This window comes from Vibrio sp. Vb1574 (assembly GCF_033338675.1).
This window is the reverse complement of sequence record NZ_JAWOTC010000445.1, coordinates 1-1056: the sequence shown is the minus strand read 5'-3', so window position 1 is coordinate 1056 and position 1056 is coordinate 1. Positions and strand designations below refer to the sequence as shown.

The 1056-nt window shown below is 41.9% G+C and carries 1 protein-coding gene; it reads right to left on the bottom strand.

The genetic code is table 11. The features are described from left to right. The coding region (locus tag R7O12_RS26765; protein ID WP_318127099.1) for a M20/M25/M40 family metallo-hydrolase at nucleotides 1–688 on the bottom strand (688 nt) is incomplete at its 3' end. Nucleotides 689–1056: the final 368 nt, after the last annotated feature.

The following is a 1056-nucleotide window of genomic DNA, read 5'->3' as shown; positions in this document are numbered from 1 at the left end:
TACCCCGACCAGTGTGGATATCACAACCAGAGTGACCGCCTTTTAAACCCTTCAAGGTTAGCTGACGAGTCACAAAGCCAGTAGGGATCGCGTCGCGTTTGATGTCAAAAGTCATCGCACCATCGATACCACCAGCGCAGCCCATGTACACTTCGCCTTCTTGCTCGGAGTCGGTGTTTAGAAGAATATCACCTTCCAACCAACCTGCTTCAAGCCCGAATGCACCAGTCATGCCTGCTTCTTCATCAATTGTTAGTAGAACTTCAATTGGCCCATGCTTGATATCTTTAGATGCTAATACAGCAAGACAAGAAGCCATACCAATACCGTTATCTGCACCAAGCGTCGTGCCTTTCGCTGTTACCCACTCACCATCGATGTACGGTTGAATTGGATCTTTTGTGAAGTCGTGGTCAGTGTCTTCATTCTTCTGTGGCACCATGTCAATGTGTGCTTGAAGAACCACGCCCTTTTTGTTTTCCATCCCAGGCGTTGCTGGCTTTTTGATGAATACGTTGCCCGTTGGGTCTCGGCGAACATCGAAGCCTTGCTCTGTTGCCCAGTTGATAATGTACTGTGCTAATGCTTCTTCATGCTTAGATGGATGAGGGATGGAACAAATCTTATCGAAAAACTGCCAAAGTGGAGCAGGTGACAAGGTACTGATTTCAGAATGGAATTCAGACACGGAAGACTCCTTTTGATGTGCTTTGCCAAATATATACCGTATAAATAATGTGTGATTAGCAGGAAATGCTAATGATATTTGGCATGAATTAGCTCAAGGATACCACCAGACGAAGGCTACTAGTAGTCGAGAACAAAAGGATTTCCTTCCTCACTGTCACACTTTATGAACATGGTATAGATCGTAAATGCGCTTATGTTTATATGAACTGAAAGTAGAATAATTTTTAATTCACAAAAATGTAATTTAATTACAGTTAAAATTTGATTGACGTCAATTTATGGATTTTTTGTGACTTTTATCACTAAAATGCTTGTAATTAAATTTCTTGGTGGTATATTTGTAACCAGCTTCTGAGATGAAGAATG